Genomic DNA, 23014 nt, shown 5'->3' with positions numbered 1-23014 from the left:
GAGGTTATGAAAGAAGTAGCTCTTCAGCCAGCTGAAATCAAAGCCGAACTTGAAAGGCTTGAAAATAAGCTTTCGGACCTAAGGAGGTGCCTTTGACCCGGAGAGGTTAAGGTCTCGGCTCCAGGCCCTTGAGAAGGAAACCGTTAAACCGGGTTTTTGGGAGTCGTCTAAGGCCAAGGAAGTCCTCAAGGAACGGGCTCGTATATCCGAATTGCTGACTACTTGGGAAGCTATTACTCAAAAGTACGAAGATATTAAGGTCCTGTTTGAATTAGCTCTGGAAGAAAAGGATGAGGGTACTCTTCTTGAGGTTAAGTCCGGGCTGGCGGAGCTCGACCAGGAAGTAGCCGAAGAGGAATTAAAGGTTCTCCTTTCGGGTGAACACGATGCTTCTAGTGCGATCGTGACCATTCATGCCGGAGCCGGAGGAACCGAGGCCCAAGACTGGGTAGAGATGTTACTTAGGATGTATGTTCGCTGGGCGGAAAGGCGGGGTTACCGGGTAAAAGTGGTGGACCTACTTTCTGGAGAAGAGGCCGGGCTCAAGTATGTGACCTTTACGGTAGAAGGGTCTTATGCCTATGGTTATCTCAAGTCCGAGAAGGGTATTCACCGTCTGGTAAGGATTTCCCCATTTGATGCCAGTGGTCGGCGGCATACCTCTTTCGCCTCGGTTTCCGTAATTCCCGAGATCGAGGAGGATATTGAGATCGAGATTCGGCCTGAAGATCTCAAGATAGAAACCATGCGGGCTTCGGGGCACGGAGGCCAGCATGTAAATAAGACCGAGACCGCTGTTCGTATTACCCATCTTCCTACCGGTATCGTGGTTAGCTGCCAGAACGAACGGAGCCAGCACTTGAACAAGGCTACGGCTTTGAAGATATTAAAGGCTAGACTTTACGAACTCGAGCGCCGAAAACTCGAGGAAAAGAAGGCGAAATTGCTTGGTGAAAAGAAAGAAATCGCCTGGGGAAGCCAAATTAGATCCTATATTCTTCAGCCTTATCGTCTGGTCAAAGATCACCGGACGGGCTTTGAGACCGGGAACGTGGAGGCTGTGCTTGACGGAGAGATAGATCCTTTTATTCGGGCCTATCTTCTCTCTCAGGCCGAGAAATCCGAGAAGAAGGAAGAGGAGGTCAAACTTGCAGCCTAAAGAGAGACTTAAAGCCCTGCTGATGCTTGAGGACGGAACCCATTTCTGGGGTTGGTCCTTTACCGGTCCTGGTGAGGCTTTCGGAGAAATGGTTTTCAATACCGCCATGACGGGCTATCAGGAGATCCTTACCGATCCCTCTTATCGGGGTCAGATAGTGGCCATGACTTATCCCTTGATTGGGAATTACGGAGTGAACACCGAAGATTCGGAGAGCTTGAAGATCCAGGTAGAGGCTTTTGTGGTCCGGGAATATCAGCCCCGTTACAGTAACTGGCGGGCGGAAAAGTCTCTGGGTGAATGGCTTTCCGAAAATGGTGTTTTAGGAATAACCGGTATAGACACCCGAGCCCTTACCAGACACCTCCGGCTTTTCGGGGCCATGAAGGCCGGAGTGACCACCGAGGATCTCGATCCCAAGAGGTTTCTTGAAAGGGTAAAGGAAAGTCCGGGGCTTGTGGGAAGGGATCTGGTGAAGGAGGTCACCTGCCCCCAACCTTATCGCTGGGCAGACGGAAAAATTGAATGGGGAGTTTCGGAGTTTCTGGGGGCTGGGGATTACAGAATTGCTATTCTGGATTGTGGCCTCAAGTTCAATCAGCTGAGGCTTTTCGAGGAACGGGGGTGCGAGTGTGTGGTCTTTCCGGCGGACACCCCGGCGCAGGAAATCCTGGCGCGGGATCCTGACGGGATATTCCTTTCTAACGGGCCGGGAGATCCGGCGGCGGTGCCGTACGTGGTGGAAACGGTAAAACAGCTCCTAGGTCGAAAACCCATTTTTGGGATATGTTTAGGACATCAGATGCTGGGGCAGGCCTTAGGGGCTTCCACCTATAAGCTCAAATTCGGACACCGAGGAGCCAACCACCCTGTAAAGGACCTTTCTACCGGGAAGATTGAGATAACCTCTCAGAATCACGGTTTCTGCGTACGGGCCGAAGAACTACCTCCAGAGGTGGAGGTTACCCATATCAATCTCAACGACGGTACCCTTGAGGGTATCCGTCACAAGGAAATTCCGGCCTTTTCTGTGCAATATCATCCTGAAAATGCCCCGGGACCTCACGATGCCGTCTATCTGTTTGACCGGTTCATAGAGACTCTGAAATCGAGCTAAAGCCTCGGATGGAAATCTATTCTCCTGAGGATCTGCCCCTAGAACTGCCGAGCCCGGTAGTTACCCTGGGAAACTTTGATGGAGTTCATTTGGGGCACCAGGTCTTGTTGTCCGAGAGTTTAAGGTTGGCCCATGAACTGCAAGGCACCCCCATGGTGGTGACCTTTGAACCTCATCCCCGCAAGGTTCTCCGGCCTCAGGCTTCTCTGAAGCTCCTTACCACTTTCGAGGAGCGTCTGGCCCTTATAAGAGAATTTGGGCTTAAAGCGGTGCTAGTTATACCCTTTAGCAAGGCCTTAGCCGAGCTTCCCGCAGAGGAGTTCGTAGAAGAGTATTTGCTTTACGGTCTCAAGATCAAAGGGTTGGTGGTGGGGTTTAATTACCGTTTCGGAAAGGGGAGGGAAGGGGATACGGAGCTCTTAAAAACCATGGGGGAAAAATATGGTTTTCGGGTACGAGTAGTTCCACCGAAAGAGGTGGATGGCTTTACGGTCTCAAGCTCCCTTATACGGGAACTTCTTTGTAGAGGGGAGGTCCAGAAAGCTTCCAGGCTTCTGGGCCGTCCATACAGGCTTTCCGGCCGGGTGGTGAAGGGGCACGGCCGAGGGCGAAAATTAGGGTTCCCTACTGCTAATTTAGAGGTTCCGCCTGAGAAACTGATACCAGCTCGAGGAGTTTATGCCGTAAAGGTGAAAGTGAATGACCGGTCTTTCAACGGCGTGATGAACATCGGGCTCAAACCCACTTTCGATGAAAGAGACCTGAGTCTCGAGGTCTTTATCTTTGAATTTCAAGAAGATATTTATGGTCAAAACTTGAGCGTAGAGTTTATAAGATATCTTCGGCCGGAGAAAAAGTTTTCTTCTCCGGCCGCTCTCAAAACTCAGATTGAGATCGACTGCAAACTTGCCAAGGATGTTCTTACTTCTTGAGCTTGCCTTCTTTTTTGAGCTCTTCAACAAACTCATCTATGGGATTACGTCGTTTGCCAGCTTTTTTGGGGATGTCTACGCCTCTTTTCCTGAGTTCGCTTACTACTTTAGTAACTTGAAAGCGGCTAATACCCAGCTTTTCAGCAATTTCTGAGGAAGTCATTTTTGCATAATTTTCATAGATGAACTTTACATCTTCCTTAGTCAAAAGCCTACCTCTTTTCCTAGCCATGCCTTGCCTCCTTTGTGGAGATTTTAGTTATAGAATAAAACGAGCTTTATACTTGTCAAGAGTTAGTATGAGATTTGAATGTTGGCTAGAGTTTGTAAGAGTGAAAAATCTGTTAAATCGTGATTTAGCGGAGTGATGCTAATGAAGCCTTGCTTTATAGCTATGACATCTGTTGAAGGATCTTCTTCTAGAAATTCCTCTCCACATTGCCAGTAATAAATATTTCCATGCGGATCTACGCGTTTTTCAAACCTTTCTTTGAGCTTGCGAGTTCCTTGTCTAGTAAGTTTTACGCCTTTGATAAGGTGTGCCGGAAGATTGGGGACATTGATATTTAGACAAAAAGTTTTGGGCAGTGGCCAATGAATAAGCTCTTCCACTAAAGTTGATATGAAATAGGCCGCAAAACAGTAATCTTCGTTTTGGTAAGCCGCTAGAGACACGGCCAAGGCAGGCGTACCCAAGATAGTAGCTTCCGTAGCCGCAGAAACCGTTCCGGAATAAAGGACATTGATACCAACGTTGGCTCCGCGATTTATGCCTGAGATTACAAGATCCACGGGCCCAACCAGTTCATAGAAGGCTATCTTGACACAATCGGCAGGGGTGCCACTTACCGCATATCCCCAGAATTCCTTCCCTCGCCGAACAATTTTGACTCTCAAAGGATCCGAGAGAGTGATGGCGTGTCCGACGGCACTTCTTTCGGCCTCAGGGGCCACTACTACGACTTCGTGATCTAAGGCCAGACTCCGGTAAAGGGCGCAGAGACCTTCGGCGAAGATGCCATCGTCATTGGTGAGAAGAATCTTCATCTTTTTTTTCTTGGTGCTTTTCCTTCCAGATCAGGTATAAGAAACAGGCCGTGCGGTGAGGACAATAGTCCCTAGGATGGCGGCATCCCTCTTCCAAAGGGACCTCTTCCTGAAATTTGAGGCAAAAACCGGTTTCCATATTGGTTTTGTCACGTTCGGTATTCGGCATTGATCTTAACGTACTCCTTGGAAAGATCACAAGTCAAGATCTCGGCGTCCGCCGCTCCCATTCCCAACTCTATTTTTACGGTGAACTCCGGCCGGGCCATCTCTTTTTGAGCCAGATCTTCTTTATCGGTGGCCAGGCCTCCTTTCACCAAAGGAATGTCATTTATAAATATATTTATTTTTTCTGGAACAAGTCCTAAACCAAGCTTTCCTAAGGCTACCATAATCCTTCCCCAATTGGGGTCCTCGCCGAAAAAGGCGGTCTTGACCAAAGGCGAGTCTGCCGCCGCTCGGGCAAGTTTCAAGGCCTCTTCTTCACTCCGGGCCCCCTCCACTCGGATCTTCACGGTTTTGGTGGCGCCCTCACCGTCCTTTACAATGAGATAGGCGAGCTCCCGAGAGATTTCGAATAGGGCTTCTTTAAAGAGCTCTTCTTCTTTACCAGAGACCTCTCCTGCCAGGCCATTGGCTAGGAGATAAACGGTATCGTTAGTGCTGGTGTCACCATCTACCGTTATACGGTTGAAAGAAAACTCTACGGCTTCAGCGAGCCACTGCCTGAGTTTGTGGGAGGGTATTTTTGCGTCGGTAAGAATGAAGGCCAGCATGGTGGCCATATTGGGAGCAATCATGCCGGCTCCCTTGGCCAGACCCAGGAGTGTTATTTCCGTATTTTGAGTCTTTATTTTTCGGGAAACGATCTTAGGAAAGGTGTCCGTAGTCATCATGGCCCGGGCCACGAGAGCGGCTCTATCCGGGGACAACTCTTCTACCAAATCCGGGAGGATTGCTAGGATCTTTTTTACCGGAAGTCTGCTTCCGATGACCCCGGTCGAGGCCGGGAGGATTTCCTCTGGTGAAAGATTTAAGTTCTTTGCCAATTCGGTTAGAACGATTTCGGCGTCCCGTAGGCCGGCCTCCCCGGTACAGGCGTTAGCGCAACCGCTATTCACCAAGATGGCCCGAATCTTCGATTGTTTTCGGAGGCGTTCAAGACCTAAAATTACAGGGGCAGCTTTAACGTCATTTTTGGTGAAGACTCCGCTCCAAAAAGAGGGCTTTTCAGAAAAGATCAGTCCTACATCCGGCCGTCCCTGGTACTTGATTCCTGCCTCGACTGCATTAAAGGAAAACCCTTTAGGAACTTGCATGTCTTAAATCTTTACCGCTGTGACCCGATTGCGGCCCTTATGTTTAGAATAATAAAGGGCTTTGTCTGCTACCGAAAGAAGTTCTTTTTCCGTCTTTTCACTAGGGGAAGAGATAGAAGCCACCCCTAGGCTTATAGTCACTTTCACCTTTTGGTTTCCATACGAAAATTCTGTTTCTTCTACTTTTTGACGTAGACGTTCGGCTAATCTGGTAGCTCCTTTTAGATCCGTTGAAGGAAGAAGAATGACAAATTCCTCACCTCCATAACGGGCCACGAGGTCACACTCTCTAGTTTCGGTCTTTAAAATAGCCCCCATTTTTTTTAGGACCTCGTCTCCAAAGAGATGTCCATAAGTATCATTGATTTTTTTGAAATGATCAATATCTAGAATTATTACCGAAAGGCTTCCATTGTATCGTTTGAATCGATTAACTTCTTCGGCGAGCCTTTCCTGGAAGTACCTCCGATTAAAAACTCCTGTAAGCCCATCCTTTATAGCCATTTCCATGAGCTTTTGGTTGGCTTCTTTAAGCTTCTGGGCCAAGGCCTCGGCCCGCGCTTTTTCTTCTTTAAGTTTTTGTAGAAGCTGCGCATAATTCAAAGTTAGTTTTTGGAGTTCTCTGTTTGCCTCTTCTAATATTTGGGAATAAGGTTTCAGTTCTCTTACAGGTAGATCGAATATCTCAAGGAGTTCTTGAGATTTTTCTGCCACTTCATCTACTAAGCTCTCTGTTTCCTCAGGAGAAAAAGCCAGATATTTTTGGGCATGATGTAGAATATAGGTATACTTATCCAAGGCGTGAAAAGCAAAATAAATACCAGCCATTTTGTCAGCGAAGGATATTAATTGGATCTCTTTTTGGATCTCTAAAGGGGCTTTTTCGGGAGAGTGATGATATAGTATCATATCTCGCAAATACTCAGGTAATCCCCAGGCAGAGGTTATTTCGGCTCCTACCTGTTGATGGTCAAAACCGAAAATGTTCCGTTCTGCTTCTACGGTAGACAGGTTCTCTGCTCTTTTTTCATCAAAGACCTTTAAGTAATCATCTGGCCGACATAAGAACATAATCACTATTCCAATATCCATAAGAAGAGCAGAAAGGTAAATTTTGTCTCCCGCAAGCCTTAGTTTTTGGGCCATCAGCTCGGCAGAGACGGCGGCTGTGATAGCCCTTTTCCAAAAATTTTCGAAGTCAAATTCGTTTTTTTCTTGGCGTTGGAAGTTTTTGACAAGAATAAAGGAGAGGGCAATATTCTTGATCATTTCAGTGCCTAGCAAAGAAATAGCAGTCTCTAGACTTTCAATTTTTTTTCCCCTCGAAAAAAGAGGAGAATTGGCTACTGAGAGGACCTTGGTTGCTAGAGCCGGATCAAATTTGATAAGATGAGCTAGGGCCTCGAAAGAGTCGTTTTTAACGGCTTCGAGTAACTTTAAAACTACACTGGGAAGAGAGGGTAATTCTATTTCTCCTTCTTTGGTCAACTTTTCAAGGGTATTCATGGCCTAGAAAGGCTAACTTGTTACTAAAACCTGTCAATATCCATTTCGGACATTTAATAAAAGGCTTTTGGGGGCCTTCCTAAAGTCTTGACAAAGTAGAGAAAGTATATTAACTTAAAGACAAAAATAAAGGGGGTTAGCGATGGCGGTTTGGAAGTGCGACAAGTGTGGGGCTACCAAAGAGAGCCGGTGTAAACCTAGAAAGTGTCCCGAGTGTGGGGAGTCCGGAACCATGGTTAAGGAGGGCTGTGAGGCTAAGGCTTCATCCAAATGTAGTCGGAAAAGGTGTTCTTAACTTTCTTACCCCTCCCTGCCTCCCTCCTTTTGCTTGGGGCCCAAGCGGGCCCCAAGCTTTATGTTAGCGGTTTTATTTTGCGGTTTAAGTTTAGAGCTAAGTAGATAACCCTGGCAACCTTTTCCAGAATCAGGCTCAGATTGACAGCTTCCTCCAGGGTTTTGCCCACCGTAAGGGCCCCGTGGCGAGCGAGGATGATAACTCGGCCCTCTTTTATGGCTTCTCCAGCGGCTTCGGCCAGCTCCTGGCTTCCAGGAGGAAAATAAGGGACGGTCGCAATTCTGCGTAGAAGGATTTGGCTTTCGGCCAGGTAGTGTTTTCCAAAATCAAAACCCGCAAGACTCAAGGCCAGGGTGTAGGGGGGATGGGTGTGTACTACTGCGCCAGCCTCCGGGGCTTGTCGATAGATCTCAAGATGCATGGGAAGTTCGGAGGTGGGTTTTCCACTGATAATTTTTCCGGAAAATTCCACTTCCGCCAGGTCCTCTGGAATGATTTCTGATTTTATTACGCCTCCGGGCGTGACCAGAATGCGGTCTGGAAGTTTTACCGAAAGATTGCCTTCGCTTCCAGAAATTAGTCCGGTATTAGCCAGAAGCCTGGTGTAGCGCACCAGGAGTCGATGAGTGTCTCCCATGGACATCAGAGGTGATAATGCCGGAAGTGTTCTCCGAGGTCAACCTTCTTTTCCGGGACAATAACGGCGTCCTCGTAAACCGGTTTTTCGGTCTGGTAGAAAATTCCGATAGGGATCTCTTCGGCTTCAAAACTGTAAGACCATTTGAGGGCCAGCTCCATAGCGGCTGAGAAGTCCCGGGAATCGTGTTCGGGGCTGATTTCTTTTACATGCTGGTTGTAAAACTCGTAAGTGTTGAAGAAGGTGTAGCAGGGCTGAAGGACATCAATAAAGGCAAAACCCCGGTGACGGATAGCCTCGCGGATGAGATTGGCTAGGTGTTCGAGTTTGCCGACATACCCTCGGGCCACGAAAGTGGCTCCGCTGGCAAGCAAAAGTTCAATGGGATTGATGGGGGTCTCGGGGCTGCCCTTAGGGGTGGAGCGGCCCTTAAACCCCTTGGGGCTTGTGGGTGTAAATTGCCCGGTGGTAAGCCCATAGACGGAGTTGTTGTGGACGATAAAGGTGAGGTCGGTATTTCTCTTGGCGGCAAAGATGAGATGGGCTAGGCCCTCCCCATAAGCGTCTCCATCGCCGGCGTGTCCGATCACGGTGAGTTCGGGGTGGGCCAGCTTTATACCCCAGGCCACCGGGAGCACCCGTCCGTGAATAGAATAAAAGCTATTTACCGGTACGTAGTCCACGATCTTTGCGTGGCAGCCGATCCCTGAGACCATCACCAGGCGGTGAAGTTCGTTTTTTTCCCTGAATTCTTTAAGAACCTTCTTTACCGCCGCAAGAAGACCAAAATTTCCGCAGCCCGGGCACCAGGTGTTTTCGGCATAGGTGGCTAGAAGATCTTTTTCTTTGGTGATGGGCATTTTTTTATACTCCCGCGACGCTTCGTTCTAGATCCTCCACTGTAAAGGGGCGGCCGTCGTATTTTAAGATGGTCTTGTCTACGCTGAGCCCGCGGGCTTTAAGAAGACGGGCCAGTTGACCGGTGGCGTTGGTTTCGGCCACAATGAGTCTTTTTACCCCGGAAAGGGCTTTCCGGAGGGCCTCTTCGGGCAAGGGTTCAAGTACCAGAGGCTGAATGTACTTGAGACCGAGTTTGCGGGAGACCTCAAGGGCGGCCCCGCGGGTGGAACCCCAGACGAGAAGCCCTACTTCGCCCTCTCCCTCGATCTTTACCGGAGAAAGGGATTCTATTTCTTCCTTTAAAAGTTTGGCCTTACTCAGTCTTTTTTCTTGCATGCGGGCGATGGTCTCGGGTTCCTCGGTGGTAATACCGTAGGGATCGTGTTCGTAAGAGGAGACCTTGACCACGGCCCCGGGGTCTCCCGGAAAGGCCAAGGGCGAGACCCCGTCTGCGGTAATTTCGTAACGTCTGTATTCTCCCTGGCCATCCCAAGCCTTGAAGGCCACTTTCGGGACCTCGTCAAAAGGTAGTTGCTGGGTGAAAAGACTCTCGCTTACATGTTTATCGGAAAGCACGAAGGCCGGGATTTGATACTTCCAGGCAAGCTTCAGGGAAAGGGCCGTAAGATAGAAGGCCTCCTCCGCATCTCCAGGAGCCACTACCAACCTAGGAAATTCCCCGTGTCCCGCCGAAAGCACGAAATTGAGGTCCGCCTGCATGGTGTAGGTGGGCACCCCGGTGCTCGGCCCGGGCCGCTGGCACTCGGCGATCACGATGGGAAGTTCGGCCTGGCCGGCAAGACTCAAGGCCTCCACCATAAGGGCAAAACCACCACCGGAAGTCCCAACCATAGCAGGTTTTCCGGCATAGGCCGCACCCAAGGCACAGAGAATGGTCGCGATCTCGTTTTCGGGATGGATAGTGGTTACGCCGAGGCTTTCCCCGTGCTGGGCAAGATAGTGGAGGATGGAAGAGGAAGGGGTCATAGGATAGGCTACATATAGTTTAAGCCCTGCAGAAACTGCTCCCAGGGCAATGGCCTCATTTCCGAAAAGGGTGGGCCAGGGATCATTTCCTGGCCTTGAAAGTTTCCGCAGATGCCCTTCCGTAAGTTCATAGGCCCTGTGAGCTACCGAAAGATTAAGTTCTGTTTTTTTGGGGAGGTCTTTTTTGATACTTTCTTCCACTTCCTGAAAGGATATTCCGAAAAGCTTGGCCGTCGAAGCCAAGGCAGCCGTATTCCGCATGATGGGCGGGGCCGAAAATTCCTTAACTATTTCCTTCCAAGGTACACCGAAGCCTTGAGCCTTTACGGCTGTACTATCAAAAACTAAGTCTACCTCGGAAAGGAGACGCCAGGCGTGTTTTTCTACGGCCTCCTGATTTAGGGCCACGATAAGATCTACCTTCTCCCGGTGAGCGAGGATGGGTTCGGTTGAGGACCTTACAATGGTAAAGTTGTGTCCGCCTCTTATAAGGGAAGGGTAGTCGTCGTAGAGGAAGACCCTAAATCCTCGGCGGGAAAGCATCCGGGCCCAGAGCTGCCCCAATTGCCTAATCCCGTCTCCGGCCCGGCCCCCAAAAAGAACGGAAACCTCCACCCTCCCCCCTTAAACCGGGATCTTTTTTAGCCAATCCCGGTTTTCTAAATACCAGGATACCGTTATAGAAAGACCTTTGTCAAGTTCTACTTCCGGTTGCCAATCAAGAAGTTCTTTGGCCTTTCCGATCTCGGCCCAGGTGACCTTCATGTCCGCATTGTGAAATTCCCGGTATTCTACCTGGGCCTTTTTACCGAGAAGATTTTCGATTTTTTCGATGAGGGTGTTGATGGAGACCGGGTTTTTCCCTCCCCCGAGATTTATAATCTCGTAACCTAGGGGCTTTAAGGCCTTTACTGTACCCCGGGCAATATCGTCCACATAAGTAAAGTCGCGAGCCTGGGTGCCGTCGCCGTAAACGATAACCGGACGGCCCTCGTCAATCCACTTGATGAAGCGGAAGTAGCTCATATCCGGCCGACCTGCCGGGCCATAAACCGTAAAGTAACGAAGAACAGAGATATCGAGATCATAGAGGTGATGATAACTGTAGGTCAATACCTCAGCGGCTTTCTTGCTTGCGGCGTAAGGGGAAAGGGGCCGGCTTACCGGAAGATCTTCCCGGTAGGGGAGCGGTGATCCGGCGTAAACGGAAGAGGTCGAGGCCAAGACCATCTTTTTTACGCCCTTCTTGCGCATGAGCTCAAGGAGATTGAGGGTGCCTTCTACATTGGTGCGGTAGTAGACCCAAGGGTCCTCGATGCTGGCTCTCACCCCGGCCCGGGCCGCCAGGTTTATAACGGCCTCGATAGGAAAGGCCTCAAAGAGGAGTTTTAGGGCCCCGTAATTTTCGATGTCTAGGTTGAAGAACTTGAAGTTTGAGTGGCATGCAAGCTGATCCCTTCGCCAGACCTTGAGTCGGATGTCATAATAGTCGTTAAGGTTGTCCACTCCGAGGACTTGATGACCCTCGGCGAGAAGCAACTCACAGGTCTTCCAGCCAATAAAACCCGCTGCACCTGTAACCAGAATCCAAGCCATAAAACCCCCTTAGAGCTTTTAGATGGGCCTATTATAAGCCTTTTTGGAAGGCTTGTCAGATATAACCTATGGCAGGGCGCCGTTCTTGAAAGAGATGACAAGTCCTATAACCACCATAATTCCGATCCAGAGACAACTAAGGGTAACGGCCAATTTACCGAGTCCATGACTTCCTACTTCCTTATGCCCCCGTCCGGCCCTAAAGGCCACCAACCCTACATAGAAAAGGATTACAAGCCCCATAACGAACGTGAGAAGGAAAAGAGCAGTGGAGGACCAGCTGGGGTGGACGGGATAATCGGCAAAGGAGTAACCCGCACGATGAAGATATTTCATACGCAAGGCTTCTCGAGCATAACTCATGAAAAAGACCGTAAGAAAGGCCAGGATGGTAACGGGCCAGGTATAGGCCGAGGGTCTGGCCTGTGCTAGAGCCAAGACCACGATAAGGGTTATGCCAAAACCAGCTCCTATGAGGAAGAGGGGATGAATGTAAAAATGAAAGGTCCTAGGAAGGGTAAGGAACCACCAAATGCCCGCGCCGGCCTGCAGCAGAGAGAAAACGAAAGCCGTTCTGGCGCCTGTCCGTTCTACCCACGCCAGATATTCGGAGGGATAATCTGGTCGGGCCCTGAAATAACGGGCATAAAGCATTAGGAATATGCCGATTATGGCTACAGAGGCTAGAATGAAGTGTAAAATACGCGGCAATTCAAAGGCATAAAGGCCACTTCCGCTGAAATTCACCCGCCCTCCCTTCACTACCCACTCAGACCACCTCTCGGGATGGACAGCTTGAAGTGATAGGGCGTGAATAATGACCGCGACAGTGGATAGAGCCGCCAGTGCGAGGAACACCCAAAGAGGATTTCCCTGTCCCTCGTACCCTCCCCGGAGGTAGTAAACATAGAAGAGGGAAAAGGCCAGAGCGATCAAAGCCAGAAAGGCCAGGGTCCACCAAGCAGAAATGACACTCGAAAAGTACCAGAAGGGGTCATATATGACCTGAATAAAAAGGAGAGGGGCTACCCCTAAGACGATAGCCCAGGAGAGAGAGATGGGTAAGACCCGAGACAAAGATCTGGAAAGTCTTCCTCCATAAGGATTCCCGGAAAGTTTTCCCCAGAGGAGAACGATCGAGCCACCGAGGACGAGGTTTACCAAGAGAATGTGGCATGTGAAGGTGAAGACTAATAGAATGTCAAAAAGCCAGGGATAGAAAGGTAATCCGCTTACATCTCTTAAGGTATTTATGTAATTGGCAAAGCTGTCCATAGACTTCCTCCTTTACTTATTTTCCACCAAAGTGGAAAGATAGGCCCCAGCCGCCAACCGCTCCTCTTCCGTACCCACAAATGGCGGCATATAGGGATAACCATCGAGTCCTTCCAGGAAGCCTGCTAAATCTTCAGGATCTGTCATACCCATTCCAGAGAGGAGTTTCGGTAGGCTACGCAGACCTTTGGCACTGAGAGCGTGGCAGTTGGCACACTGGTGTATTACTAGAATCCGTCCTATTTCTACCTGATTTTCAGGAGTGATTTTTCTTAATTCAGGAGGAAGATATCCTAACCTAGAAAGATAACCTGCCTCGGAAAGGAGCTCCGTTTCGGCCTGTATGCCTTTGGCCGGAAGGTCTGCGGCCACTACCTGATGGCTATACATAAAAAAGTTTACGATATAAGGCCGTCGGAGGCCTTCTCGGAGGCCCTCTCCGGCAAAGATGCCGAAGAAAAGGATCAACATCAACAAGAGGCTTCCGGCCAGAGTGTTGGCTCGAGGAAACAGGGCTCCACAAAGGAGGAAGTAAAGGAGAGCCAGGACCCAGCTAATCCCCGAAACGTAAAGTAGCGTTTTGAGATAAGGCAAGGTGCCTCCAAAAAGGAAATCTTGTGCGGGCTCGGGCAGTTTTTTTAGATACCAATAGGTCATGAGGCCTCCTATAAGGAATCCCAGGATTCCCCAAAGGCCCGCTAACCTGGTGATCTTGTACTGTACAGCCTTGTTTTGAAGCGTGGTTGCCACTACCAAGGCGTAAACGGCCGCGATCCCGAACATGAGGAAGGTGCGCGCAAAAAGTTGAGGCCAGTAGGTAGAATTGAAGAAGCCGTCAAAGAACCTTCCGGTTTCTAACCATTTCCCTGGGGTAAGCATGAAGGCCAGGATACCGGTGATAATGATCATGCTGATCCAAGCGGCCAAAGCATAAAGGTAGCCTATGCGAAGATGGGTTTTCTCATCCACTTTGCCGAAGGTGTAATAATAGACATAGATGGTGGCCACTTCGATCAGAAAAAAGACCCATTCCGTGGCCCAACCCCAAACATAGTTGTGAATGAGAGCCGAGATGCCGCGGGGGCTGGCTACGGTAGCCGAATACCATATACCCACTCCAGATAGGGATCCGAAAACGAAACAAAAAATTAGGATCAAGAGGGTATAGCGCTTGATGAAATCTAAGAGTTCTAGCTGTTTTTCCCTATAGGCCTTGCGTTCTATATACACGTTAAACCAGAAGGCTCCCACTGCCAGATGCGAAGGCAGAATATGAAAAGAAGCGATCAAACCGATTATTAAAGCTGACGAAAAATATGGTACTTCCCAAATAGGGTACATAAACCACCTCCACCAGCAATAACTTTTGAAATTTTAGGATTTTTAATAAGAGTGGTCAACCCTAAAAAGAAGAGTTTTGAGGTGGTTTATGAGCTTAAAAAGGGATATAATCTCTTTTTCTTGTCTTATTTGGATATATTTAAGTTTTTCGATTGGAAGTCTTTCTTTGAACCAGGGGCAGAAAAAGTTTCGGCATAGGATGGGGCGGGCGAGTAAAGTACATCCTTGAGGACCTAGAAAAAAACAGGCTTCAGGAAAACTTCGTTTTTGTGGGAGGTTTGCTTTTAAGAATAAGTTTACGATGAGGAGTTCACGGCTGACTTCGAGTTCCATGTCGTGTCCGCAACAAGTATGGCGGGAAAGGCGAGCGCATTCTCGGCATACGAGGTAGGCTCCGGTTTCTCGATAAGCCCTTTCGCTTTCCTCAAGGCCTTTCATGAGCTCTGCTAAAAGAGCTTTAAAATCTTCGTTCCTTTCGAGTTTGGGCTTTATCCTTTTAAAGAGGCTTAAGGTCGCGGTTAAGCTTTCTTGGAAGAGGTCTTCAGCGGTTTTCACGGACAAGGAGGGACGGCTTCGGGATTGATTTTGAAAATGACGAAGCCGGTAAGTATTTTGGGATAGAAATAAGTGGACTTGTGAGGCATGACCTTGCCGGAGGTGGCTACCTTCTCTAGGACCGAAATCGGCGTTTCAGGAAGTATGAGGGCCCGATTACCGGCCGAAAGATCTTTTTTGATTTCGGAAAGCCAGGGAGTGTATCGAAGGAGGCCTTCTTCCTTGAGGGTCTTTTCGGACTTTCCACAGAGAATTTCGATGATGCGGGCGCACCAGGCCGCAGGAAGCTCGCTTTCCGGAAGACCGGTTTCCTTCTCCCAGGTCGAAAGAATCTCCGGCCGAATCCCTATCGAAAGGACTCCTTCTGGAGCCAGCCATAGAAGCTCGCCCTTAGAGGGCCTCCCGGGGTTCTCTAGGACTGAGGGATTCTCTTCTTTGACTTCCGCAAGGTCTTTGAGCTTGTTCTTTACAGTTTCTTCCGGGATGTCAATCTTAAGGAGGCGGTGCGTGGGTAAAACTAGGAGACCGGGATCCTCAAAGGGACAGAGATACATCATGAGGTAGTGGAAACAGCGAGGGCCATCCGGTTTGAATTTGGCCTCCATTTCCTCGGCATATTTAAGGGCTGTAGTGTATCGATGGTGTCCGTCCGCGATGTAAAGGACTTTTTCCGATAGCTGGAGGGAAAGAGTTTCCTGGACCTCCGGGTCTTCGATCACGTAGAATTCGTGTGCGATTCCCGGCGATTCCTCTACTCGATAGAGGGGCTCTTCAGGAAGGGAAAGTTTTAGGGTTTTTCTCTCTGGATCCCGATAAAGGGCGAAGACCTGACTGAATTGGGCTCCGGTGGCCCTGAGGAGTTGCAGTCGGGCTTCGGTTACCTTGGAAAAGGTCTTTTCATGCGGAAGAATTCGACCCTCGGAGAAGGGACTAAGACGTACCAGCCCGATGAATCCTGTGCGGGTGAAAGTTTGCCCTCGATAGGTGAAACGTAGCCGATAGAGATAAAAGGCCGGACGGTCCTCCCGGACGAGCACGCCTTCCTTTATCCAGTTTTCGAGATGCCTTTTGGCCCGCAGGTAGCGGTTTTCATTCTCGTGATCCCCGGGGAGCTCTTCTCCAAGCTCAAGATGGAAGATGTTGTGAGGATCTTGTCTTAAATAACGACGGGTTTCATCTTCATTGACTACATCATAGGGCGGAGCCACTACCCGGGAAATGTCCACCCGGTCCGGATGATAACGCCAACCATAAAAGGGTTTGAATTCCGGCATGGCAAACTCGCTACTATAAAAATCTTTTCCCGTCAACTTGTTCTTAACTGTGCAATTCTTCTTAGCTCTCCTTGTGGGGCTTCGTTCCCAAACCTCAGTCCTCAACAGAAGGACGGTAGCACTCCCAATTCTAAATTTTTAACCTGTTTGGTTGAATGAATGAAGCTTTAAAACCAAAAGCTTCGGAACCTCTGGTGATGTCGTTAACTTTAACCCGAACCGCTCATGAGCGGTTCGGGTTGCTATTGAGATGATGGTGCTTACTTTAAGAAGAGAATAGACGAGAACTTTCGGAGGAGGAACGAGATGGCGGCTCTTTACGGTTTGCTGGTGGCGGGCGGTATTGTAGCCCTTACGGTCCTGATCTTTGTGCTTTTGAAGGTCAAGTCACTGGTAGAAGAGGGCCAGAGGCTGGTGTCTTCGGCCGAGGGCACCCTTTCTTCGGTTTCCGAAACCTTGGCACACCTGAACAGACTCAGCGAAGAGATAGCGGTTTTACCAGGGGCCATGAAAGAGCTTTCGGACTCTTTTATAGAAATCGCCCGGGATCTTTCGGAAGAGGTTAAGGCCCGGCTTGAGCGTTTGGATGCCCTATCCGAGACCTTGGAGAGGCGCCTTTCTGGGGAGGTGCCGGCGGTGCTTTCTCAAGCCGAAAGGACCCTGGCCGAGGCGGAAAAGATCCTCTCCGGAGTGAACGAAAGGCTTTCGGCGGTGGATGACCTCTTTGAGGCCGTAAAAGGCGTTTCAAAGTCTGTCAAAGAAGTAAGTTCCACGGCTACTTTGGCAGTAGAGACTATCAATCGCGAGGTTCGGGATTTGGTGATTGAACTTTCGGCAGCCACGGCCGGTCTCAAGGAGGGCGTGAGGGTGGTTTCAAAGATCTTTCGTTTCGGAAAGAAAAATTAACAAGGAGGTGATTGGTATGGCGGAGAAGAAATTTTCCATGGGAGCGGTGGGTTTCGCCTTTCTCCTTGGAGGGTTGGTGGGTGCAAGTGTGGCTCTTCTCTTGGCACCGGCAAGCGGGGAGGAAATCAGAGAGAAGATAAAGACCACTACTGAGGAAACCAAAGAGCGTCTGAGAGAAAAGGCGGAGGAGCTTAAATCCAGGGCTGAAGTGGCTAGAGAAAAGCTAGTGACGGCCACCGAGGAGATCAAAGAGATGAGCCTTGAGGCCCTGGAGGAGAAAAAACGGGTACTTGAGGAGGCCATTGAGGCCGGCAAAGAGGCTATGCGCCGGGAAAAGGAAAAGCTTGCGGCTAAGCTCAAAAAAGAAGAGGCCGCCTAGAGTTTGATTTCCCCCCACCCGAGTTTGGTCCTTAAAATTTCGAAGTAGCTCCGGGTGGGGGAAGTCAAAAGTTTTAAGAACCGTTTGGCTTTTTTGATCTTGAATCGTTCGTGAGGCTCAAGTATCAAATTCAGGTTTCCATCTAGTAAGATGTGGACCTCCGGAGAGGGACTGGCGAGTTCGATCTCGATTTCCATTTCCGAAGGTAGAACCAAAGGTCTGGCACTGAGCATGAAGGGACAAACTGGGGTCAGGACTACGGCCGAGGTTTGGGGGTGGATGATGGGGCCTCCGGCCGAAAGATTGTAGGCGGTTGACCCGGTGGGAGTGGCCACGATCAGACCATCTCCGTAGTAAGTGGTGAGATATTCCCCTTGCGCAAAGACCGAAAGATGGATCATGCGGCCTAGAGGACCTTTGAGGACCGCTACCTCGTTTAAGACGTAAAAGACTTCTCTCTGGTGTTCCACTTCGAGAAGTAGCCTTTTTTCGATCTGGAGTTTCCCGGCCACCAGGGCTGAAAGTGCAAGCTCGGCCTCTTCGATAGAGACTTCGGTGAGAAACCCTAGCCTTCCTAGATTGATGCCGAGCAGAGGAAGATCTAAGCGATAGGCTAGGGGAGTTGCCCGGAGAAAAGTCCCATCTCCTCCTAAAACCACTATGGCCTCCGCACCTTCGGGGTTCTCCGGCCCAACTATTTCCACACCTTTTTCGAACAAACTTTTTCTAAGAGCCTTTTTTAGGGCTTCTGGGATCTCAAGCCCTTCTTTCTGGTAAATTATTATGCGTTTCATGACCTCTAGTTGACATTTTAGAGAGCCTGGGTGAAAGGTAAAGTGTGAAATTTTTTAAATTTTCTTTGATCCTCATTTGGGTGGTCCTGCTTTTCCTGTCTGATGGGGCTTTAGCCTCTTGGCGGATAGAGGCCCGGCGGCTTACGGTATATCAGGATTCCCAGGTGATGGTGGCCGAGGGTCAAGTTGTGATCTCGGGGAAAGACCTTACGGTTTTCGCTAATAGGGCTCGTTATCACATAGCTTCTAAGAAGCTCTATCTCTGGGGACCGGTCAAGATCCTGACCCCTCACGGTGACTGGATTAAGGGGAGATGGGCTTTTATTAACTTGCGCTCCGGAGAGGGTGAGATACGCGGAGCGCACCTTTTCATCAAAAAGGATCGAGTCCACGTCAAGGCCAAGAGGATGAAGCAGCTAGGTGAACGTAAGTATGTGGCGTATGAGGCTGTGATCACCACTTGCGAACTCACCTGTAAGGAGTCTCCGCCTTGGAGTTTTCACGCCCGGAAAGTGGAGATAAGCGAAGGTCAAGCGCGGGGCCGCATGGTCTCATTCTGGGTTAAAAGATTGCCGCTGGTCTTCAGTCCCTTCGCAACTTTGGCGGTAAAACGAGAACGCAAAAGCGGAGTGCTCTTTCCTCGCTTAGCTCAAGGGTCACGTACCGGTTTTGGGCTTGAGGTCCCAGTATTCCTGGCCCTACATGATAGCTTTGATCTTACCCTCTATCCTTTCTATACCGGAAGGCGGGGACTCCTTTTCGGGACCGAGGGCCGTTATCGCCTCTCGGACTATAACCGGGGTATCATCCGCTATCGTTATCTCCGGGATAGACTCGAGGACGATGACTATAACAATGACGGTATTATTCGGGAAAACCGAACTCGCTACTGGCTGACCGCCAAACTGGATCACCGAATTTCCCCGCAGACTGATATTCACTTGGACCTCGATCTACTATCCGATCGGGACTTTCTTGAAGAATTCGAGGGCGGAGATTTGGGTTTTTCTAAAAGCCACCAGAGTTATCTTGACTGGTTCGGCCGGGGACTTGAAGAAAAGAATCAGACCTACCGAACCTCTAGGTTCTGGCTGTCTCACCGACGAACAAACACTTACTTTGAGCTTGGAAGTACTTATCACGATAACATGCTTCCCGGGAAGCAGGCCGAGACCCTTTTCCCCCTGGGGCGGCTCTTTGTCTTCTCCGTGACCAGGCCTCTGATAGGCCCCTTTACTTTCGATGTGGGACTGGACACCACTTATTGGTATCGGGAAGAGGGCTCCCGGGGTTTGAGGGCCGACCTTTCCCCGGAGGTTATCCTCAATTTCCCCTTGGGGCCTACAGAAAATGCGCTCTCTTATCGCCTGCTATACACCTACTACCGGGTGGATTGGGACAACGGTACGGAGGAAAGCCTTTACCGTACCCTTTATGAGATTTCAGCCCGGAGTTCCCTTGAGTTCTACCGGGTTTATTACCTCCGAAAGTTTGGCCTTTCGGGGCTGAGGCACAGCCTGAGGCCTTATGTTTTCTATTTTTATCGTCCACCGGAGAACCAGAAAGACCTTCCGGTTTTTGTGAGTGAGGATCGCTTGCCCCCGGCCCATTACTTGGAATACGGCCTCCTTCAATTTTTTACAGCCAAAAAGCGAGAGGCTAACACACTCAAATACTGGGACTTCGCAAGAATCAAGGTTTTTCAGCGCTACGACTTCCGGGAGGCGGCCCGCAAACTTACGGCCGCCGATGAAGAGAGACGCCCCTTTTCAAACCTCTTTTCGGAGTTTGAGATCCGCACCCTTTCAAGGCTTACTCTGCGCTACGATCTGGTCTATAACTTCTATGGCCTGGGCTTGAGCAAACAGGAATTGAGCCTTTCGGTGAACCATCTCTTACTCGATCATTTCTCATTTAACTTTCAACGGGATAAGCTTCGCAATATCAAACAATTTAGTCTTTCGGGAAACAAGACTCTTTGGCAGAAATTCGTTTTTCACGGAAGGGTCTCCCGAAATCTTCTTCGGTCCGAGACTAGTTACGCCGAGCTTGGTCTTACCTATCGTGGCTCCTGTTTCAGTGTAGATTTCACCCTGGGGAGGACACCAGAGGAAACCCGCTTTTCGGTGTGGGTAAATCTCCTAGGCCTTGGAGGCTACGGACGCAGTTTCTCTCAAGAAAACCCTTGACGGCTTGACCGCGGGAGACCTCCGTAATAGTCTTTCCTCCATGAGGATAGCCCTGGCCCAGATCAATCCTACGGTCGGAGATCTAGAGGGTAATTTAAGTAAAATCCTAGCCTTTTACGAGAAAGCTCAGGCCTTTGCGGCGGATTTAGTGGTATTCCCGGAGCTCTCCCTTTGCGGATATCCCCCTAGGGATCTCCTGCTTCGGACGGAATTTCTGGGGGCGGTAGAGAAGGTACTTAAGGGCCTGGTCAAGGAGATAAGCTATCCGGCCATAATCGTGGGCTATCCCGAAAGGAATCAGAACTACGGAAAACCTCTGTTCAACACCGCAGCCGTCATAGTCGAGGGACGCGTTCTATTTCGCTATCGCAAAGCCCTCATCCCTTACTACGATATCTATGAAGAACCACGCTACTTTACCGAAGGCCGGAGCTTCGAGATCTTCGAATTTCAAGGGCGGCGACTAGGGCTTACTATTTGTGAGGATCTCTGGAACGAGCCCGGATACGTGCCGAATCTCTATCCTGTAGATCCTGTGAAGGAACTCCGGAAGTCCGGAGCGGAGATCCTCATCAATCTTTCCTCCAGCCCTTTTCATCTCGGTAAAGGGGAGCTTAGGCGTAATCTCTTTGCAGAAAAGGCCCGCCGGTCTCAGACCTTCATCTTTTATTGTAATCAGGTTGGAGCTCAGGATCACCTTATCTTCGACGGCCAGAGCCTGGTGCTTTCTCCCAAGGGAGATCTCCTTGCCCGGGCAAGAGATTTCGAGGAGGATCTCATCTTTTACGACCTTGAGACCGGTGAAGGACTGATCAATCCGGTCTCGGAGAGGCTCCCCGAGTCCCTTATCAAAGCCTTAGTGCTTGGTCTTCGGGACTTTTTCAGAAAGGTGGGAGCCCGAGGGGCTATTATCGGACTTTCGGGAGGGATCGATTCCTCGGTTACGGCGGTTTTGGCGGTGAAGGCCCTCGGGGCTGAAAACGTGATCGGGGTCATCATGCCTTCGCCCTACAACGCTCCGGAGAGCGAGGAGGACGCCCTAGAACTTGCTCGGAATCTTGGTATCCGAACCTTGAAGTTTCCCATTGAGGAGCCTTTGCGTGTGATGAAGGGGGTGCTTGAGGAGGGGCTGGGGGAAGAGGTTTCCGGGGTTGTGGAGGAAAACCTTCAGGCCCGGATCCGTGGTAATCTCCTCATGGCCCTCTCCAACCGGTTCAAGGGGTATCTGGTGCTCAATACCGGTAACAAGAGCGAGATCGCGGTGGGCTATTGCACCCTTTACGGTGACACTTGTGGGGCCCTTTCGGTTTTGGGGGATCTTACCAAGGATTGGGTCTATGAGCTGGCCTTTGAAATCAACCGGGAGCGCCCAATTATTCCCGAAAGGGTGATTCGTAAACCCCCTTCGGCCGAACTCCGTCCAGATCAGAGGGACGAGGACGATTTACCACCCTATCATCTGGTAAACAATGTGGTTCGAGCCTATGTGGAGGAGGGAGTTTCGCCGGAAGAGATCGTTGATCGTGGCATCTCCCGGGAGGTGGTGCGGGAGGTCTTGCGGCGTTTGAGACGGTCTGAATTCAAGCGTTGGCAGCTTCCACCTACCCTGCGGGTATCCCCTCAGGCCTTCGGCTATGGCTGGTGTTACCCCATTGCTCATCGTTTCAAGATGGAGGAAAGTTGAAGGATTTCAAAGGTTACATCCAAGTCTATACCGGAAACGGCAAGGGGAAGACTACGGCTGCGTTGGGGCTTGCCTTGAGGGCCCTTGGGGCGGGTCTTAAGGTGGCTTTTATCCAGTTCCTCAAAAAGGGCGAGTATAGCGAGATTCGAGCCCTTTCTACCTTTAGGCCCCAAGTAGAGATCCTCCAGTTCCACGAAGGGGGCTTCGTCCGGGGGCAGCCGGATGAGGCCGTAAGACGGGCGGTTACCGAAGGCTGGCGTAAGGCCCGAGAGATTATTGCCAGCGGCGAGTTTCAGGTGGTGGTGCTTGATGAAATCAACATGGCCCTGTCTATGGGACTGGTTACCCTGACGGAAGTCCTCGAGACTTTAAGGAAGAGGCCTTCTTCGGTGGAAGTAGTTTTAACCGGCAGAAACGCCCCGGAGCCTCTATTGGAGATGGCTGATCTCGTCACAGAAATGCGAGAGGTCAAACACTATTACCGGAAAGGGGTTCCCGCACGGGTGGGGATAGAGAAATAGTTATTTCAAGACCTCCCGGGATAGTAAGGCCCGTTTTAGAGTGAGGTGGTCGGCGTAGCGGACTTCCATCCCCAGGGCCAGCCCGCAGGCCAGCCGCGTGACTCTCACCGGGAGGTCGTTTAGCAGTTCGACAATGTAAGCCGCGGTGGCCTCTCCGGCTGCGGTAGGAGAAAGACCTATCAGAACTTCTTGCACGTTGTCCTTTCTTACCCGCTCAAGAAGTTCCGGGATCCTAAGTTCTTCCGGGCCAAGACCATCCCGGGGAGAGAGCACCCCGTGGAGCACGTGATAGCGACCGTGAAAGACCCCGGCGGACTCAATGGCCGAAAGGGCTGCGGGATCCTCCACCACGCAGATTACCGAACGGTCCCGATCAGGGCTGGCGCACAGGCCGCAAAGTTCGGCTTCGGTGAAGTTTCCGCACTCCCGGCAGAGTTTAATGCGGGATAGAGCCCTCAAAGCGGCCGCCAGTTCCTCGGCCCGTTCCGGTCGCCGAACCAGATAGAGAGCCAGCCGGGTGGCGCTCTTTTCCCCCAGCCCCGGAAGAAAGGCCAGAGCCTTTATAGCCTGCCTAAGGGGTTCTGGAAATACCCCCTCCATG

Annotated in this window: 23 protein-coding genes; 9 read left to right on the top strand and 14 right to left on the bottom strand. The window is 50.4% G+C overall.

The genetic code is table 11. The features are described 5' to 3' along the window. Positions 1–6: 6 nt before the first annotated feature. The 3 genes from prfB to TDIS_RS07345 all read left to right on the top strand — a co-directional run bounded on the left by prfB (position 7) and on the right by TDIS_RS07345 (position 3208). Positions 7–1159, top strand: a protein-coding gene (gene prfB / locus TDIS_RS07355; RefSeq protein WP_208595685.1) for a peptide chain release factor 2 whose coding sequence is annotated in 2 segments (ribosomal slippage) — positions 7–84 and positions 86–1159 — 1152 coding nt in all. Because the reading frame shifts where the segments join, the coding sequence is not laid out codon by codon here. A 22-nt stretch (positions 1160–1181) separates the two neighbouring features. Then, the gene (gene carA / locus TDIS_RS07350; RefSeq protein WP_068670933.1) at positions 1182–2276 is read left to right on the top strand and encodes a glutamine-hydrolyzing carbamoyl-phosphate synthase small subunit; all 1095 of its coding nucleotides are present in this window, start codon (positions 1182–1184) and stop codon (positions 2274–2276) included. A gap of 8 nt (positions 2277–2284) precedes the next feature. Continuing rightward, positions 2285–3208 (top strand): bifunctional riboflavin kinase/FAD synthetase, encoded by a 924-nt coding sequence (locus TDIS_RS07345; protein WP_068670868.1) that lies wholly within the window; start codon positions 2285–2287, stop codon positions 3206–3208. Here TDIS_RS07345 and TDIS_RS07340 read toward each other — a convergent pair. The 4 genes from TDIS_RS07340 to TDIS_RS07320 all read right to left on the bottom strand — a co-directional run bounded on the left by TDIS_RS07340 (position 3198) and on the right by TDIS_RS07320 (position 7080). Then, on the bottom strand, positions 3198–3440 hold the full coding sequence (locus tag TDIS_RS07340; protein WP_068670866.1) for an HTH domain-containing protein: 243 nt from the start codon (positions 3438–3440) through the stop codon (positions 3198–3200). The genes TDIS_RS07345 and TDIS_RS07340 overlap by 11 nt on opposite strands. Positions 3441–3502: 62 nt before the next feature. Beyond that, positions 3503–4255 carry a 5'/3'-nucleotidase SurE gene (surE, locus tag TDIS_RS07335; RefSeq protein WP_068670864.1) on the bottom strand — a complete coding sequence of 251 codons (753 nt, stop codon included), beginning with the start codon at positions 4253–4255 and terminating at the stop codon, positions 3503–3505. Positions 4256–4404: 149 nt separating this feature from the next. Further along, positions 4405–5574: a bifunctional glutamate N-acetyltransferase/amino-acid acetyltransferase ArgJ gene (gene argJ, locus TDIS_RS07325; protein ID WP_068670860.1), complete on the bottom strand. Its 1170-nt coding sequence runs from the start codon at positions 5572–5574 to the stop codon at positions 4405–4407. Between the two features lie 3 nt (positions 5575–5577). After that, the gene (locus TDIS_RS07320; protein WP_068670858.1) at positions 5578–7080 is read right to left on the bottom strand and encodes a sensor domain-containing diguanylate cyclase; all 1503 of its coding nucleotides are present in this window, start codon (positions 7078–7080) and stop codon (positions 5578–5580) included. 142 nt (positions 7081–7222) lie between these two features. Here TDIS_RS07320 and TDIS_RS11500 point away from each other — a divergent pair, with 142 nt between their 5' ends. Next, positions 7223–7375 (top strand): RCKP-type rubredoxin-like domain-containing protein, encoded by a 153-nt coding sequence (locus TDIS_RS11500; RefSeq protein WP_341833155.1) that lies wholly within the window; start codon positions 7223–7225, stop codon positions 7373–7375. A gap of 58 nt (positions 7376–7433) precedes the next feature. Here the strand turns inward: TDIS_RS11500 and TDIS_RS07315 are convergent, their stop codons facing one another. The 8 genes from TDIS_RS07315 to TDIS_RS07280 all read right to left on the bottom strand — a co-directional run bounded on the left by TDIS_RS07315 (position 7434) and on the right by TDIS_RS07280 (position 15940). Next, positions 7434–8012, bottom strand: coding sequence for a class II aldolase/adducin family protein (locus TDIS_RS07315; protein ID WP_161939499.1), 579 nt, complete (start codon positions 8010–8012; stop codon positions 7434–7436). Positions 8013–8017: 5 nt separating this feature from the next. Further along, on the bottom strand, positions 8018–8872 hold the full coding sequence (locus TDIS_RS07310) for a thiamine pyrophosphate-dependent enzyme (protein WP_068670854.1): 855 nt from the start codon (positions 8870–8872) through the stop codon (positions 8018–8020). 4 nt (positions 8873–8876) lie between these two features. After that, entirely contained in the window at positions 8877–10514 is a 1638-nt protein-coding gene (locus TDIS_RS07305) for a 2-oxoacid:acceptor oxidoreductase subunit alpha (protein WP_068670852.1), read from the bottom strand. A gap of 9 nt (positions 10515–10523) precedes the next feature. Beyond that, positions 10524–11495: an SDR family NAD(P)-dependent oxidoreductase gene (locus TDIS_RS07300; protein WP_068670850.1), complete on the bottom strand. Its 972-nt coding sequence runs from the start codon at positions 11493–11495 to the stop codon at positions 10524–10526. A 66-nt stretch (positions 11496–11561) separates the two neighbouring features. Continuing rightward, on the bottom strand, positions 11562–12770 hold the full coding sequence (locus TDIS_RS07295) for a hypothetical protein (RefSeq protein ID WP_068670848.1): 1209 nt from the start codon (positions 12768–12770) through the stop codon (positions 11562–11564). A 12-nt stretch (positions 12771–12782) separates the two neighbouring features. Further along, entirely contained in the window at positions 12783–14111 is a 1329-nt protein-coding gene (locus TDIS_RS07290) for a cytochrome ubiquinol oxidase subunit I (RefSeq protein WP_068670846.1), read from the bottom strand. Positions 14112–14153: 42 nt separating this feature from the next. After that, on the bottom strand, positions 14154–14672 hold the full coding sequence (locus TDIS_RS07285; RefSeq protein ID WP_153303804.1) for a hypothetical protein: 519 nt from the start codon (positions 14670–14672) through the stop codon (positions 14154–14156). Continuing rightward, a complete protein-coding gene (locus TDIS_RS07280; RefSeq protein ID WP_153303803.1) occupies positions 14663–15940 on the bottom strand; it encodes a DUF1015 domain-containing protein in 1278 nt (425 codons plus the stop codon). The genes TDIS_RS07285 and TDIS_RS07280 overlap by 10 nt, the downstream gene beginning before the upstream one ends. A gap of 306 nt (positions 15941–16246) precedes the next feature. Here TDIS_RS07280 and TDIS_RS07275 point away from each other — a divergent pair, with 306 nt between their 5' ends. Together TDIS_RS07275 and TDIS_RS07270 are read left to right on the top strand one after the other, a co-directional pair. After that, complete coding sequence (locus TDIS_RS07275; RefSeq protein WP_068670839.1) at positions 16247–16846, top strand: DUF948 domain-containing protein; 600 nt, start codon at positions 16247–16249, stop codon at positions 16844–16846. A gap of 16 nt (positions 16847–16862) precedes the next feature. Further along, on the top strand, positions 16863–17225 hold the full coding sequence (locus TDIS_RS07270) for a YtxH domain-containing protein (RefSeq protein ID WP_068670837.1): 363 nt from the start codon (positions 16863–16865) through the stop codon (positions 17223–17225). Here the strand turns inward: TDIS_RS07270 and TDIS_RS07265 are convergent. After that, positions 17222–18019, bottom strand: a complete 798-nt coding sequence (locus TDIS_RS07265) for an NAD(+)/NADH kinase (protein ID WP_068670835.1) — start codon at positions 18017–18019, stop codon at positions 17222–17224. The genes TDIS_RS07270 and TDIS_RS07265 overlap by 4 nt on opposite strands. Before the next feature lie 44 nt (positions 18020–18063). Between TDIS_RS07265 and TDIS_RS07260 the strand changes: the two genes are divergently transcribed. Genes TDIS_RS07260 through cobO form a run of 3 tightly spaced genes read left to right on the top strand, consistent with a single transcriptional unit; the run spans position 18064 to position 22413 of the window. Beyond that, entirely contained in the window at positions 18064–20208 is a 2145-nt protein-coding gene (locus TDIS_RS07260; protein ID WP_068670833.1) for an LPS-assembly protein LptD, read from the top strand. Next, positions 20168–21892, top strand: a complete 1725-nt coding sequence (locus TDIS_RS07255; protein ID WP_208595684.1) for an NAD+ synthase — start codon at positions 20168–20170, stop codon at positions 21890–21892. The genes TDIS_RS07260 and TDIS_RS07255 overlap by 41 nt, the downstream gene beginning before the upstream one ends. Then, entirely contained in the window at positions 21889–22413 is a 525-nt protein-coding gene (gene cobO, locus TDIS_RS07250; protein WP_068670831.1) for a cob(I)yrinic acid a,c-diamide adenosyltransferase, read from the top strand. Before TDIS_RS07255 ends, cobO begins: the two co-directional genes overlap by 4 nt. Here cobO and recR read toward each other — a convergent pair whose 3' ends face one another. Then, the gene (gene recR / locus TDIS_RS07245; protein ID WP_068670829.1) at positions 22414–23013 is read right to left on the bottom strand and encodes a recombination mediator RecR; all 600 of its coding nucleotides are present in this window, start codon (positions 23011–23013) and stop codon (positions 22414–22416) included. Position 23014 lies beyond the last annotated feature (1 nt).

The sequence above is a fragment of the Thermosulfurimonas dismutans genome (assembly GCF_001652585.1).
Lineage (GTDB): Bacteria > Desulfobacterota > Thermodesulfobacteria > Thermodesulfobacteriales > Thermodesulfobacteriaceae > Thermosulfurimonas > Thermosulfurimonas dismutans.
Note: the sequence above shows the minus strand (reverse complement) of the source record. Positions and strands in the feature narration are given on the sequence as shown.

Coding starts and splice junctions, on each gene's coding strand:
- TDIS_RS07280 (WP_153303803.1), bottom strand. CDS start 15,940: ATGCCGGAATTCAAACCCTTTTATGGTTGGCGTTATCATCCGGACCGG.
- TDIS_RS07315 (WP_161939499.1), bottom strand. CDS start 8,012: ATGGGAGACACTCATCGACTCCTGGTGCGCTACACCAGGCTTCTGGCT.
- TDIS_RS07290 (WP_068670846.1), bottom strand. CDS start 14,111: ATGTACCCTATTTGGGAAGTACCATATTTTTCGTCAGCTTTAATAATC.
- TDIS_RS07310 (WP_068670854.1), bottom strand. CDS start 8,872: ATGCCCATCACCAAAGAAAAAGATCTTCTAGCCACCTATGCCGAAAAC.
- TDIS_RS07270 (WP_068670837.1), top strand. CDS start 16,863: ATGGCGGAGAAGAAATTTTCCATGGGAGCGGTGGGTTTCGCCTTTCTC.
- TDIS_RS07295 (WP_068670848.1), bottom strand. CDS start 12,770: ATGGACAGCTTTGCCAATTACATAAATACCTTAAGAGATGTAAGCGGA.
- TDIS_RS07275 (WP_068670839.1), top strand. CDS start 16,247: ATGGCGGCTCTTTACGGTTTGCTGGTGGCGGGCGGTATTGTAGCCCTT.
- surE (WP_068670864.1), bottom strand. CDS start 4,255: ATGAAGATTCTTCTCACCAATGACGATGGCATCTTCGCCGAAGGTCTC.
- argJ (WP_068670860.1), bottom strand. CDS start 5,574: ATGCAAGTTCCTAAAGGGTTTTCCTTTAATGCAGTCGAGGCAGGAATC.
- carA (WP_068670933.1), top strand. CDS start 1,182: ATGCTTGAGGACGGAACCCATTTCTGGGGTTGGTCCTTTACCGGTCCT.
- TDIS_RS07320 (WP_068670858.1), bottom strand. CDS start 7,080: ATGAATACCCTTGAAAAGTTGACCAAAGAAGGAGAAATAGAATTACCC.
- TDIS_RS07340 (WP_068670866.1), bottom strand. CDS start 3,440: ATGGCTAGGAAAAGAGGTAGGCTTTTGACTAAGGAAGATGTAAAGTTC.
- TDIS_RS07300 (WP_068670850.1), bottom strand. CDS start 11,495: ATGGCTTGGATTCTGGTTACAGGTGCAGCGGGTTTTATTGGCTGGAAG.
- TDIS_RS11500 (WP_341833155.1), top strand. CDS start 7,223: ATGGCGGTTTGGAAGTGCGACAAGTGTGGGGCTACCAAAGAGAGCCGG.
- recR (WP_068670829.1), bottom strand. CDS start 23,013: ATGGAGGGGGTATTTCCAGAACCCCTTAGGCAGGCTATAAAGGCTCTG.
- TDIS_RS07265 (WP_068670835.1), bottom strand. CDS start 18,019: ATGAAACGCATAATAATTTACCAGAAAGAAGGGCTTGAGATCCCAGAA.
- TDIS_RS07345 (WP_068670868.1), top strand. CDS start 2,285: ATGGAAATCTATTCTCCTGAGGATCTGCCCCTAGAACTGCCGAGCCCG.